The following is a 12,260-nucleotide window of genomic DNA, read 5'->3' as shown; positions in this document are numbered from 1 at the left end:
GTCAGACGGGTGTCGGCCGGCGTTCGTGCGACCTGCTTCGGCGCCTCAGGCGGTGGTCTGCTCAGCGGTCAGATCGATCCGCGACTGAGCGCCCTGCGCACCGTAGGGAACCAGCTTGCCGCTGTCCGGCTCGTCGAACGGCAGCGCGGCGGCCGCCAGGCCCTCGATCGGGCAGACGTCGGCGTGCGCGGCCATCGGACCGGCGAGCACGGCACCAGCGAAAGCCGCACCAGCCACACCGAGAACGCTCTTACGGAAGATCGTGATCATCGCACAGCTCCATTCGGGGGTCGGGCGGAACGGCCTACTCGGCCGTTGACTCCAACCGCCCCCGGCCACCCGCGATTCCGCCCCCCACCAGGCCGTGGATCACACTCCCGAAACCGGACCTCCGACACACCCGACCGGAGGCCGTCGGCCCCCCGGATGATGGTCACGGTCTCCAACCGGTACGCCGAAACGCCGCTGGCCGGCACCCCTGTCTCGGGGTGCCGGCCAGCGGCGTATCGCGTGTCTTCGGTTGGGTCAGCTGTTCCAGTTGGCGGCGACGAGGTCGGCGGCCTGCTGCTCCCACTGGGCGTAGGCGTCCGGGTACGCCGACACCTGCACCGTCTGGGCGGCCTCGGTCAGCGGCATGTCCTGCCAGCCGTCGACCTGCTTCAGGCCCTTCTCGAACGCCAGGGTCGCGTACTCCGGGTTGGTGATCTGCTCCGGCGTACCCCAACCCGAGGACGGGCGCTGCTGGAACAGGCCCAGCGAGTCGTGGTCGTTGGCGTCACCCAGATGACCCAGGTTCTCCAACTTCGACTCCTGCAGCGACGTGGCGATCGAGATCACCGCCGCCCGCTCCGGCAGACCCGCCTTCTTCGTCGCGGCGATGATCGCCTTCGCGTTGCCAACCTGCTCGTCGTTCAGGGTGATCTTCGACTGGGCGCCCTGCACACCGTGCGGGATCAGCTTGCCCATGTCCGGCTTGTCGGCCTGCACCGCGGCGGCCTTGCCGGCCACGGGGCCGGTGTCGGCGTGAGCGGCGATCGGACCGGCGAACACACCACCGGCAAACGCCAGACCAGCAACACCCAGCACGCTCTTACGAATGATCGAGTTCATGATGAAGCTCCATTCGGGGGTTGGCGTCACACCACCGACGGGGGTCAGCGGCAGACGCAAGCACCGTCAGGCGCTCAAAAGCACAAGGGGGAAAGTCTCTGCCCGGTCCGACCGCGGGGCGGGGCCTCTTCGCGGCGCCGGGACCATGTGTAACGACCGGCGGCCCACCACCATTCCCGGGGACCGTCCGGCCCGGTCGAGCGGGCCAGGTACTCGGTCGTACGCGATATGTAACGACCCCGGCCCGGCCACGATTCCGGCCCGGGGATGCCACCGGTCACCCCGGAAACGGACATCCGACCCAGACCGCCCATCGCCCGGGCGGGGCGAAACCAACACCGGCATGGCCGCGCGCCGAACGACGGCGACCCGCCCCAAACCCGGCCACAGATCGACACCAGCAGGGGGCGGAAACCACGTACGCGGAGACCCGACCTGGTGCCGGCGCGCGGAGCCCGCGCACGGCGGGGGTGTGGCCCGCCGTGACCGGCGCAGGGATCAAGCCTGACCGCCCGGAGCCGGGCACGGCGGGCCGCACCCCTCACCGCGACCCACCACGAACCCGAAAGGGCCGAGGACGAAACGGCCAAATGCCTAAAATGGGATCAGGAGCCTAAGGAGGGTCACCGATGACCGCAGCGATGGAGATGCCCCGGGTCCAGGAATGCGCCGTCGCGTCCTGCGCCTACAACCACACCAACGACTGCCACGCGTTCGCGATCACGATCGGCAGCAGCGACCACGCCCACTGCCACACCTTCGTGGAGCTGCCGGTGCGCGGCGGGATCGACCAGCTCGTCGCGCAGGTGGGCGCCTGCTCACGCTCGGACTGCCGGCACAACTCGGACCTGGAGTGCCACGCCCCGGCGATCACCGTCGGCCCGGCGATGGACATGGCCGACTGCATCACCTACCAGAGCCGCTGACCCGGGCGAGAGCCACTGGCCCGGACCGAAGCCGCTGACCTGGGCGAATTTGTTAAGAGGGCCCCCGGTCAACGCCAGGCGTTGACCGGGGCCCTTCCTTTCAGCGCAGGTCGTTGGCCTCGCGGATGACGGTGACCAGCTCGTTGATGATGCCGGTGAGCGCGAAGTCCTTCGGGGTGAAGACCCGGGCCACCCCGGCCGCCCGTAGCGTCTGCGCGTCCGAGGCGGGGATGATGCCGCCGACCACCACGGGCAGGTCGCCACGACCGGCGGCGCGCAGGCCGTCCAGCACGGCCGGCACTGCGGCCAGGTGCGAGCCGGAGAGCACCGAGAGCCCGACCAGGTCCACGTCCTCCTCGACGGCGGCGGCGACGATCTGCCCGGCGGTCAGCCGGATGCCCTGGTAGACCACCTCGAAGCCGGCGTCGCGGGCGCGTACCGCGATCTGCTCGGCGCCGTTGGAGTGCCCGTCCAGGCCGGGCTTGCCCACCAGCAGCCGCAGTCGGCCGCTGCCCAGCTCGCGGGCCGTGGCGGCGACCCGCTCGCGGACGGCCGCGAGTCCGGCGTCGCCGCCGGAGCCGGCGCCGCCGGCGAGGCCCGTCGGCGCCCGGTACTCGCCGAAGACCTGGCGCAGCGCGCCGGCCCACTCGCCGGTGGTCACCCCGGCCCGCACGCACCCCAGCGTCGCAGCCATCAGGTTCGTCGTGGTCGCGGCGTCCGCGCGGAGCCGGGCGAGGGCCGCGTCGACCGCCGCGCCGTCCCGACCGGCCCGCCATTCGCGTACGGAGGCGACGGCGGCCGCCTCCACCGCGGGGTCGACCTGCTCGACGGCTTCGGCGCCGGCCGCGGTCAGCGGGGACGGCTCGGTCTCGGTGAACCGGTTGACGCCGACCACCACGTCGGCGCCCGACTCCATCCGTCGGCGCCGGTCGGCGAGCGAGGCGACCAGGGCGCTCTTGAGGTAGCCGGTCTCCACGGCGGCCACCACGCCACCCATCTCCAGCACCTTCTCCAGCTCGACCCGGGCCCCGGTGACGATGCCGTCGACCAGCGCGGTCATCACGTGCGAGCCGGAGAACAGGTCGGGGTACTCGAGCAGGTCCGACTCGTACGCGAGGACCTGCTGCATGCGCAGCGACCACTGCTGGTCCCAGGGGCGGGGCAGGCCGAGCGCCTCGTTCCAGGCGGGGAGCTGCACGGCGCGGGCCCGGGCGTCGCGGGAGAAGGTCACACCGAGCATCTCCAGCACGATGCGCTGGATGTTGTTCTCCGGCTGGGCCTCGGTCAGGCCGAGCGAGTTGACCTGGACGCCGTACCGGAAGCGGCGCTGCCGGGCGTCGGTGACGCCGTACCGGTCGCGGGTGATCTCGTTCCAGAGCGCCCCGAAGGCGCGCATCTTGGCGATCTCCTCGACGAAGCGCACCCCGGCGTTGACGAAGAAGGAGATCCGCTGCACCACATCGCCCATCCGCTCGGCGGGCACCTGGCCGGAGTCGCGCACCGCGTCGAGCACGGCGACCGCGGTGGCCAGCGCGAAGCCGACCTCCTGCACCGGCGTCGCGCCGGCCTCCTGCAGGTGGTACGAGCAGATGTTGACCGGGTTCCACTTCGGCATCTCGCGCAGCGTGTACGCGATGACGTCGGCGGTGAGCCGCAGCGACGCCGCCGGCGGGAAGATGTACGTCCCCCGGGACAGGTACTCCTTAATGATGTCGTTCTGCGTGGTGCCGGCGCAGCCCGACAGCTCGGCGCCCTGCTCGGCGGCGACCGTGCCGTAGAGGGCGAGCAGCCACATCGCCGGCGCGTTGATGGTCATCGAGGTGTTCATGTCGGCGAGCGGGATGCCGTCGAAGAGGGCCCGCATGTCGCCGACGTGCGCCACCGGCACCCCGACCCGACCCACCTCCCCGGCGGCCAGCTCGTGGTCCGGGTCGTACCCGGTCTGGGTGGGCAGGTCGAAGGCGACCGAGAGGCCGGTCTGCCCCTTCGCCAGGTTGCGGCGGAAGAGCGCGTTGGTCGCCGCGGCGGAGGAGTGCCCGGCGTACGTGCGCATCACCCACGGGCGGTCGCGCTCCGGCAGCCGGCCCGGGAGAGCCTTCTCGTCCATGGCCGGAGTCTAAGTTACCGTTCAGTAAAACGGGCTGTGGAAAACCACACAGGTCCATGTCGCGGACGTCCGGGCGGGAAGCGCCCGACATGGCCCGGACCGCCACACCCCGGACTTCGCGCGATGGCGGCCAGGTCGCACACTTGACGGCATGGATGACGAGCTCGCGATCTCCGTACGGGGACTGCGCAAGGCGTACGGCGACAACGTCGCGGTGGCGGGAGTGGATCTCGACGTCCACCGCGGTGAGGTGTTCGCCCTGCTCGGCCCGAACGGCGCGGGCAAGACCACCACGGTGGAGATCCTGGAGGGCTACCGGCGGCGCGACGCCGGCGAGGTGTCCGTCCTCGGCAGCGACCCCGCCCGCCCCGACCCGCACTGGCGTTCCCGGGTCGGCATCGTGCTTCAGGGCACCGGCGAGTTCGACGAGTTGACCGTCGCCGAGGTGGTCCGGCACTTCTCCGGCTTCTACGCCGACGCCGACGATCCGGACAAGGTGATCGAGCGGGTGGGGCTCGGCGGCAAGGCGAAGGCGCGGACCCACACCCTCTCCGGCGGCCAGAAGCGCCGGCTCGACGTGGCGCTCGGCATCATCGGCCGCCCCGAGCTGCTCTTCCTCGACGAGCCGACCACCGGCTTCGACCCGGAGGCCCGGCGGGAGTTCTGGGAGCTGATCCGGGACCTGGCCGCCGCCGGCACCACCATCGTGCTGACCACGCACTACCTGGACGAGGCCGAGGCGCTCGCCGACCGGGTCGGCGTGATCGCCGCCGGGCGGCTGGTCGAGGTGGCACCGCCCAACCGGCTGGGCAACCGGCAGGAGGCCCTCGCCACGGTCTCCTGGCGTACCCCGGACGGGGCGTTGGAGACCGCGGAGAGTGCGACGCCGACGGCCCTGGTGGCGGAGCTGGCCGCGCGTCACGGCGGCGAGGTCCCCGGCCTCACGGTGACCCGGCCGACCCTGGAAGACGTCTACCTGAGGATGATCGGACACTCATGACGACCACCACGAAGCCGGCGGCCCCGGTCGCCGCGATCCCGGCCCGGCGGCTCGGGCCGGGCGCCCTCGCGCTGCGCCAGGGGCGGCTGGAGATCACCCAGTTCCTGCGCAGCCGAGAGTCCGTCGTCTTCACGATGGGCTTCCCGATCATCATGATCCTGATCTTCGCCTCGATCTTCAGCGGTGAGATCGGTGGCGGGGTGAAGTTCACCCAGTACTTCATCACCGGCATGATCGCGACCGGCCTGATGACGGTGAGCTTCCAGAACCTCGGCATCTGGATCCCGATCGAACGGGACCGGGGCGTGCTCAAGCGCTACCGGGGCACGCCGATGCCGAAGTGGGTCTGGTTCGCCGGCAAGGTGATCATGGTGGTGGCCATCGGCGTCACCGAGACCGCCCTGCTGCTGATCGTCGCGGTGCTGCTGTTCGACCTGAAACTGCCCGACACCGCCACGAAGTGGCTGACCTTCGGCTGGGTCGCCGCGCTCGGCATCACCGCCTGCACCCTCTGCGGCATCGCCATCTCCTCCCTGGCCCGCACCGCGCGCAGCGGCTCCGCCGTGGTCACCCCGGTCGCGCTGGTGCTCCAGTTCATCTCCGGGGTGTTCTTCGTCTTCACCCAACTGCCGACCTGGATGCAGCAGGTGGCGGCGCTCTTCCCGCTGAAGTGGATGTGCCAGGGGCTGCGCTCGGTCTTCCTGCCGGAGAGCTTCGGCGCCCAGGAGCCCGGCGGCTCGTTCGAGCTGGGCCGGGTCGCCCTGGTGCTGGCCGCGTGGTGCGTGATCGGCCTGGTCCTGTGCCTGACCACCTTCCGCTGGACCACCAAGCGCGACGGCTGAGAGGTAAGGAGGGGCCCCTGTCAACGCCTGGCGGACAGCAGGGGGCCCTCCTGACGCCGCAGGTGGGACACTCGCCGGCATGGCGCACGCACTGACCCGGCGCCGGCTGCTGGCGGCCGGTGCCGGCACGGCCGCCGCAGCCGTGGTCGGCGGACTCACCGCCCGGGAACTGTCCCGGCCGCGGACCGGACCGGACCCCGCCGTGCCGGACACCCCGGCCGGCGACGAGCGGCTGATCCGCATCGCGCCCGGCGCCCGAGGGCGCGAGGTCGACTTCTGGACGGCCGTCCCCGAGGGGTACGGCGACGGCCGTGGCCTGCCCGTCTGCCTGGTGCTGCACGGCGCCTCCGCCACCGCCCGGGACTTCCCCCGCTTCGGCTTCGCCCGCTTCCTCACCGACGCGGTACGCCGGGGCGCGCCGCCCTTCGTGCTCGCCGGTGCCAGCGGCGGCCGGCTCTCGTGGCGGCGCTCCGGCGACGACGACCCGCAACGAATGGTGCGGGAGGAGGTGCCCACCTGGTGCGCCCGGCGCGGCTTCGACACCTCCCGGCTGGCCGTCTGGGGCTGGTCGATGGGGGGCTTCGGCGCGCTGCTGCTCGCCGAGACGTACCCAGGCTGGCTGCGCGCGGTGGCTGCCTTCTCCCCCGCGGTCCGGCCCGACGACGCGGTCTTCGCCGGGGCGGCGCGGCTGCGCGGCACCCCGGTCGGCCTGTGGTGCGGCCGGCAGGACAACTTCCTCAAGGATGTTCGCGCCCTGGCCCGGGCGCTGCCCGAGCCGCCGGCACGCGCCGCCTGGGCCGACGGCCGGCACAACTTCGCCTACTGGGGCACCGTCATCCCGGACGCCTTCACCCTGCTCGGCGCCGCGCTCACGCCGCCCCGGACGGCGTGACGCCCCCGACCGGCGGCCGGGGGCGTCACCGGGCGACTCAGTACGAGTAGAAGCCCTTGCCGGTCTTCCGGCCCAGGTCACCGGCGGTGACCATGCGCTGGAGCAGCTCCGGCGGGAAGAACTTCTCGTCGGCGGTGTCGGTGTAGATGTTCTTCGAGGCGTGCAGCAGCACGTCCACGCCGGTCAGGTCGGTGGTGGCCAGCGGGCCCATGGCGTGGCCGAAGCCGAGCCGGCAGGCGGTGTCCAGGTCCTCCGCCGACACCACGCCGGACTCGACCAGCTTGACCGCCTCGACGACCAGCGCGGAGATCAGCCGGGTGGTGACGAAACCGGCGATGTCCCGGTTGACCACCACGACGGTCTTGCCGATCTCCTCGGCGAACGCCTTCACCGTCGCCAGGGTCTCGTCGCTGGTCTTGTAGCCGCGGACCAGCTCGCAGAGCTTCATCATCGGCACCGGGGAGAAGAAGTGGGTGCCGACGACCGACTCCGGCCGCTCGGTCACCGCCGCGATCTGGGTGACCGGGATCGCCGAGGTGTTGGTGGCCAGCACCGCGTCGGCCTTGCAGATCTTGTCCAGCGCGCGGAACACCTCGTGCTTGATCTCCAGCCGCTCGAAGACCGCCTCGACCACGATGTCCGCGTCGGCGACCGCCTCCAGGTCAGTCGTCGGGGTGATCCGGCCCAGCGCCGCCTCGACCTCGGACGCCTCGATCTTGCCCTTCTCGGCGAACTTCTCCAGCGACTTCCGGATGCCGTCGACGCCCCGCTCGGTGGCCGCGTCGTCCAGGTCCCGCAGCGTCACCTGCCAGCCCGCCTGCGCCGCCACCTGGGCGATGCCCGAGCCCATCAGCCCGGCACCGACGACCGCGAGTCGACCCGCCATCTGCTTCTCCCTCGCTGCGATTGAGTACCTGCCAGCACCCTAGTCGGCGAGCCTGAACGACGGCTAAGCCCTCTCCGGGGTCAGATCTCCAGAGCCGGCTCGTCCGGGATCGAGCCCCGCTCCACCTCGATCCCGAGGGCCCGCAGGTCCGCCACGAAGTCCGGATAGCCGCGGTCCACGTGGTGCACGTGGGAGACCTCGGTGACCCCGTCGGCGCAGAGCCCCGCGATGATCAGGCCGGCGCCGGCCCGGATGTCGGTGGCCCGGACCGGGGCGCCGGAGAGCCGGTCCCGGCCGCGTACCACCGCGTGGTGGCCGTCGGTCTTGATGTCCGCGCCGAGGCGCATCATCTCGTTGGCGAACATGAACCGGCCGTCGAAGATGTTCTCGGTGATCAGCGACGCCCCGTCGCTGACCGCGGCCAGCCCGATCGCCATCGGCAGCAGGTCGGTGGCGAAGCCCGGATAGGGCAGTGTCACCACGTCCACCGCCGTCGGGCGGTCGTCCATGCGTACCCGGAAGGCGTCGCCGTGGGTCTCCACCAGGCCGCCGGCCGAGACCAGCTTGTCCAGCGCGACCTCCAGGAACGCCGGGTCGATGCCGGTCACCGTCACGTCCCCGCGCGTCATCGCCGCGGCGAACGCCCAGGTCCCGCCGACGATCCGGTCCCCCACCGTCGCGTGCCGCACCGGGCGCAGCTCGGGGACCCCCTCGATCCGCAGGGTCGAGGTCCCCTCCCCCTCGATCCGGGCGCCCATCCGGATCAGCATCGAGCAGATGTCGACGATCTCCGGCTCCCGGGCCGCATTGTCGATCACCGTGACGCCCCGGGCCAGCACCGCCGCCATCACCAGGTTCTCCGTCGCGCCCACGCTGGGGAAGTCCAGCACGATGTCCGCGCCGTGCAGACCGTCCGGGGCGGACGCGATGACGAAGCCGTGCTCACCGGAGATGGCCGCCCCCATCCGGGTCAGCCCGGAAATGTGCATGTCCAGGCCGCGGGAGCCGATCGCGTCCCCGCCCGGATGCGCCACCCGCACGTACCCCCGGCGGGCCAGCAGCGGGCCCAGCACGCAGATCGACGCGCGCAGCCGCCGGACCAGGTCGTAGTCGGCCTCCGCGCCGGGCCGCTCCGGCACGTCGATGACGACCGACCGGGAGCGTTCCACGCCGCCGCGGGCCACCATCGGATCGACCGGGTCGTCGGCGCCGAACCGTACACCGCAGCCCAGCCGGCGCAACACCTCGCCCATGATGGCGATGTCGGTGATCCGGGGAACGTTGGTGATCATGCTCCGCCCGGGGGCGAGGAGCGCGGCCGCCATCAGTTTGAGCGCCGAGTTCTTCGCCCCCACCACGTGAACCGTGCCGGCCAGCCGCGCATCACCGCGCACCCGGATGACGTCGACGTCGTTGATCGCCGGGTCACCGGCGTCCCCCGGGCCCACCCCGGCCGGCCAGCCGGCCTGGTCCGGCCGCGCCGGGATGGTCAGGTCCGGTATCCGTAGGCTGTGCGTCATGGCCGTCCACCTCACGCGCATCTACACCAAGGCCGGCGACGCCGGCATGACCAGGCTGAGCAACAACGAGCAGGTGCCGAAGACCGATCCACGGATCGCCGCGTACGCGGACGTCGACGAGTGCAACGCGGCGATCGGCGTCGCGCTCGCGCTTGGGCAGCTCGACGACGAGCTGCGGGCGGTGCTGGAGTCGATCCAGAACGACATGTTCGACGTCGGCGCGGACCTGGCCACCCCGGTCGAGCCGGACCCGAAGTACCCGCCGCTGCGGGTCACCGAGGAGTACGTGGAGCGCATCGAGGGCTGGTGCGACGAGTACAACGCACGCCTGAGCAAGCTCGACTCCTTCATCCTCCCCGGCGGCACCGCTGGCGCGGCGCTGCTGCACGTGGCACGGACGATCGCCCGGCGCGCCGAGCGTGCGGCGTGGGCCCTGGTCGCGCACGACCCCGACCGGACCAGCTCCCTCCCGGCAAAGTATCTCAACCGCCTCTCCGATCTGCTCTTTATCCTGTCAAGAACGGCAAATCCGGACGGAGATGTGCTATGGGTTCCGGGCGGGAAGCGCTGACCGTCGGGGTCCTCCACCACGTCGAGGTCTGGGTCCCCGATCTCGCCGCCGCCACGCGTAGCTGGGGCTGGCTCCTCGGCGAGCTGGGCTGGACGCCGTACCAGGACTGGCCCGCCGGCCGCTCCTGGCGGCTCGGCCCCACGTACCTGGTCATGGAAAAGTCCCCCGAACTCTCCGGGCAGGTCCACGACCGGCTCGCGCCGGGACTCAACCACCTCGCCTTCCACGCCGGCCCACCTGCCGCGGTGGACGCCCTCGTTGTCGCCGCTCCCGACCACGGGTGGGAGCTGCTCTTCCCGGACCGGCACCCGCAGGCGGGCGGCCCGGGGACGTACGCGGCTTACCTTGCGGACGGGCAGGGGTATGAGGTGGAGCTGGTCGGTTCGGTCTGAGCTCCGTGGTTGCGGCTTTGTTTGTGGTTGCGGTTGGGGGCTGGGGGCGACCGTCCCCGGCTTCGGGCGGTCAGGCTTGATCCCTGCGCCGGGGACGGTCGCCCCCAGCCCTGACCTTGGTCCCGGTCCACCCGCCGGTCGCGGTTCCTTCTGCGGTACGTGGAAACGCCGCTGGCCGGCACCCCTTGTTGGGGGTGCCGGCCAGCGGCGCATTACTTGCTCTGAGGTCAGCTGTTCCAGTGCTGGGCGACCAGGTCGGCGGCCTGCTGCTCCCACTGGGCATAGGCGTCCGGGTACGCCGACACCTGCACCGTCTGGGCGGCCTCGGTCAGCGGCATGTCCTGCCAGCCGTCGACCTGCTTCAGGCCCTTCTCGAACGCCAGGGTCGCGTACTCCGGGTTGGTGATCTGCTCCGGCGTGCCCCAACCCGAGGACGGGCGCTGCTGGAACAGGCCCAGCGAGTCGTGGTCGTTGGCGTCACCCAGGTGACCCAGGTTCTCCAGCTTCGACTCCTGCAGGGACGTGGCGATCGAGATGACCGCGGCCCGCTCCGGCAGACCGGCCTTCTTCGTCGCGGCGATGATCGCCTTCGCGTTGGCGGTCTGCTCGTCGTTCAGGGTGATCTTCGACTGGGCGCCCTGCACACCGTGCGGGATCAGCTTCGACATGTCGACGCCCGGCTTGTCGGCCTGCACCGCCACCGCGACCGGCTTGCCATCAACCGGGGCGGCCGCGTGAGCGGCGACCGGACCGGCGAACACACCACCGGCGAAGGCCAGACCAGCAACACCAAGCACGCTCTTCCGCATGATCGTGTTCATGATGAAGCTCCATTCGGGGGTTGGCGCGACACGCGGCCGATGGGGGTCGGCACGCCGTGTACGCAAGCACCACGTCAGGCGCTCAAAGGGGAAAGTCTTCGGGGGATCCGGCGCGCGGGGCATTGGGCCTCTTCGCTGCGCCGGGACCATGTGTAACGACCGGCGGCCCGCCATCATTCCGGCCCCGGGATGCCGCCGACCACACCCTCAAACCGGACATAGCGCCCCACGGGTGGCCGGGCCGCTCAGGCGTCGGCGCAGCCAGACCACAACCACAACCACAACCGGACAAAACCCCGCGCTGCCGCCGTCGCCGGGCCGACCCCTCGCCGTCGCCCTGTTGCCCGGCCGTCACGCCGCCAGCAGACCCGCCGTCCGGCTTTGATCCACTCGACATGGCCGCAAGGACAAGTCGATCACCAACTGCGCGGCCACGACGCAGGACGACCACGACGCGGGTGTGGCCCGCCGTGACCGGCGCAGGGATCAAGCCTGACCGCCCGGAGCCGGGCACGGCGGGCCACACCCGAAACCGCAACCACCGACGAACCCGGCCCGCCGCACCCAGACCGCAGCCACCGACGAAGCCCGGCGGGTCACACCCGACCACGGGACGGGATCAGCCGGCGAGTCACCCCAGACGGCGGCCACCGACGAAGCCGGCGGGTGACATCCGACAGCCGGCCCGGCGCGGACGGGCGGACCCGGACCAGGTCAGGTGAAAGGTCAGGCGGCGGGCCAGTCCTGGGAGGCCAGACGCGGCGAGACCGCCCCGGGTGGGGCGGCCTCGAGCCAGGAGAGGAAGCCGGTGACCGTGGACCGTGCCATGGCGATCTCCACCGGCGCGTGGTTACTGGTACAGCGGAGGATCACCCAGTCGGCGGGCATGGAGAGGCGTTCCTGCCCCTCCGGAAGCCGGCGGCGCTCCACGGCCAGCCCTTCGCGGGAGAGCACCCGCTTGGGGCGCAGGGCGAAGCTGAACATCCGGTACCACCGCAGCTGATCCCCGACGAACCGGCCGAACCCGGGTGACCAGCCTCGGCCGTCGAGGATCGTGGAGACCCGGACGCTGAGCCGGATGATGCCTCCGGTGCGGGTGAACAGGGCCCGCCGGATGAAGAGGATCAGAAGTGCGGCGAGCACGACCGCTACGCCGATTCCGATCCCTTCCACGATCTCCACCGGCGGATCGG

At 71.6% G+C, this 12,260-nt stretch carries 13 protein-coding genes; 6 read left to right on the top strand and 7 right to left on the bottom strand.

The features are described from left to right. Positions 1 to 45: 45 nt before the first annotated feature. The gene (locus OG799_RS34705) at positions 46 to 270 is read right to left on the bottom strand and encodes a hypothetical protein (protein ID WP_406041445.1); all 225 of its coding nucleotides are present in this window, start codon (positions 268 to 270) and stop codon (positions 46 to 48) included. Positions 271 to 525: 255 nt separating this feature from the next. Further along, positions 526 to 1,110 (bottom strand): hypothetical protein, encoded by a 585-nt coding sequence (locus OG799_RS34700; protein WP_406041443.1) that lies wholly within the window; start codon positions 1,108 to 1,110, stop codon positions 526 to 528. 629 nt (positions 1,111 to 1,739) lie between these two features. Between OG799_RS34700 and OG799_RS34695 the strand changes: the two genes are divergently transcribed. Continuing rightward, positions 1,740 to 2,036 (top strand): DUF1540 domain-containing protein, encoded by a 297-nt coding sequence (locus OG799_RS34695; RefSeq protein WP_406041441.1) that lies wholly within the window; start codon positions 1,740 to 1,742, stop codon positions 2,034 to 2,036. Positions 2,037 to 2,136: 100 nt separating this feature from the next. Here the strand turns inward: OG799_RS34695 and OG799_RS34690 are convergent, their stop codons facing one another. Then, entirely contained in the window at positions 2,137 to 4,143 is a 2,007-nt protein-coding gene (locus tag OG799_RS34690) for a protein meaA (RefSeq protein WP_406041439.1), read from the bottom strand. A 151-nt stretch (positions 4,144 to 4,294) separates the two neighbouring features. On the opposite strand from OG799_RS34690, the gene OG799_RS34685 reads away from it, so the two are divergent. The 3 genes from OG799_RS34685 (at position 4,295) to OG799_RS34675 (ending at position 6,877) form a co-directional block, all read left to right on the top strand. Further along, a complete protein-coding gene (locus tag OG799_RS34685) occupies positions 4,295 to 5,143 on the top strand; it encodes an ABC transporter ATP-binding protein (RefSeq protein ID WP_406041437.1) in 849 nt (282 codons plus the stop codon). Beyond that, positions 5,140 to 5,985: an ABC transporter permease gene (locus OG799_RS34680; protein ID WP_406041435.1), complete on the top strand. Its 846-nt coding sequence runs from the start codon at positions 5,140 to 5,142 to the stop codon at positions 5,983 to 5,985. Before OG799_RS34685 ends, OG799_RS34680 begins: the two co-directional genes overlap by 4 nt. Positions 5,986 to 6,064: 79 nt before the next feature. Continuing rightward, positions 6,065 to 6,877, top strand: coding sequence for an alpha/beta hydrolase (locus tag OG799_RS34675; protein WP_406041433.1), 813 nt, complete (start codon positions 6,065 to 6,067; stop codon positions 6,875 to 6,877). 37 nt (positions 6,878 to 6,914) lie between these two features. Here OG799_RS34675 and OG799_RS34670 read toward each other — a convergent pair whose 3' ends face one another. Both OG799_RS34670 and murA read right to left on the bottom strand, forming a co-directional pair. After that, positions 6,915 to 7,763, bottom strand: a complete 849-nt coding sequence (locus OG799_RS34670) for a 3-hydroxyacyl-CoA dehydrogenase family protein (RefSeq protein ID WP_406041431.1) — start codon at positions 7,761 to 7,763, stop codon at positions 6,915 to 6,917. A gap of 80 nt (positions 7,764 to 7,843) precedes the next feature. After that, positions 7,844 to 9,283: a UDP-N-acetylglucosamine 1-carboxyvinyltransferase gene (gene murA / locus OG799_RS34665; protein ID WP_406041429.1), complete on the bottom strand. Its 1,440-nt coding sequence runs from the start codon at positions 9,281 to 9,283 to the stop codon at positions 7,844 to 7,846. On the opposite strand from murA, the gene OG799_RS34660 reads away from it, so the two are divergent. Continuing rightward, positions 9,282 to 9,854 (top strand): cob(I)yrinic acid a,c-diamide adenosyltransferase, encoded by a 573-nt coding sequence (locus OG799_RS34660; protein ID WP_406041427.1) that lies wholly within the window; start codon positions 9,282 to 9,284, stop codon positions 9,852 to 9,854. The two genes, murA and OG799_RS34660, sit on opposite strands and share 2 nt — an antisense overlap. Continuing rightward, entirely contained in the window at positions 9,830 to 10,246 is a 417-nt protein-coding gene (locus tag OG799_RS34655; protein ID WP_406041425.1) for a VOC family protein, read from the top strand. The genes OG799_RS34660 and OG799_RS34655 overlap by 25 nt, the downstream gene beginning before the upstream one ends. Positions 10,247 to 10,473: 227 nt before the next feature. On the opposite strand, the gene OG799_RS34650 is transcribed toward OG799_RS34655, so the two are convergent. Continuing rightward, entirely contained in the window at positions 10,474 to 11,067 is a 594-nt protein-coding gene (locus tag OG799_RS34650) for a hypothetical protein (protein WP_406041423.1), read from the bottom strand. A gap of 726 nt (positions 11,068 to 11,793) precedes the next feature. Then, positions 11,794 to 12,249 (bottom strand): DUF2550 domain-containing protein, encoded by a 456-nt coding sequence (locus OG799_RS34645; protein ID WP_406041421.1) that lies wholly within the window; start codon positions 12,247 to 12,249, stop codon positions 11,794 to 11,796. Positions 12,250 to 12,260: the final 11 nt, after the last annotated feature.

This window comes from Micromonospora sp. NBC_00898 (genome assembly GCF_045207895.1).
GTDB lineage: Bacteria > Actinomycetota > Actinomycetes > Mycobacteriales > Micromonosporaceae > Micromonospora.
This window is presented reverse-complemented; position numbering and strand designations above follow the sequence as displayed.